The organism is Mesorhizobium sp. WSM4844, assembly GCF_055811775.1.
Genome location: NZ_JBVVQB010000178.1, coordinates 1 through 595 on the forward strand (window position 1 = coordinate 1; position 595 = coordinate 595).

Annotated in this window: 1 pseudogene; it reads right to left on the minus strand. The window is 63.4% G+C overall.

From position 1 onward, the window contains the following. Nucleotides 1–541 (minus strand): annotated as a pseudogene (locus tag AC0L2A_RS36325) (Ulp1 family isopeptidase); the annotation flags it as partial. Nucleotides 542–595: the final 54 nt, after the last annotated feature.

Here is a 595-nt window from a genome sequence, read left to right on the forward strand (position 1 = left end):
CGTCGCTCAGCAGTTCGGTGGCCCCGAGCACCGCCCCCGCGGGAAGGTTGGACCAGCCTGACGGAAAAGCTCCGATCCGTGCATCGGAAGAGGTGGTCAGATCGACCAACGGAACACCGCGATAGGTGTCTGACAGCCTCGCGGTCGCAGGCAAGGCGTGTCCTGGAGCGCTTGCCGATACTGCCGCCACTGCAGCTTCCCTCATCGCACCGCGATCGACAAGCCAAACGTCGTTGCCTCCCTCTGGCCTCCGGGCGGTGTAGCCGTGACCTTTAATCTCGTAGTTCCATTCCGGCTGGTCCGCGTCCGGCAAGAGGCCATAATGGTACAAGGAAGAGAGCATCGCGTCTGGGATGCGTTGAGTCCCGTGGGAGAAGCCTTCAGGGACGGCGAATGGGACGTTTATGAAGTCCTCGACCGCAGCGGGGGTCGCCTCAGACCTTGCAAAGGGCGCGGCCTCCGCATGCAGCCTTCCCATGTGTTCGGACCCTGGGCCTTGAACGGGTACCCCTGCCAATGGCAATTCACCAAACTGCTGCATGGGGGGCTGCATCGGCACGCGGCCGCCTTCGCTCAGCGGCTGCTGAATGGCGAT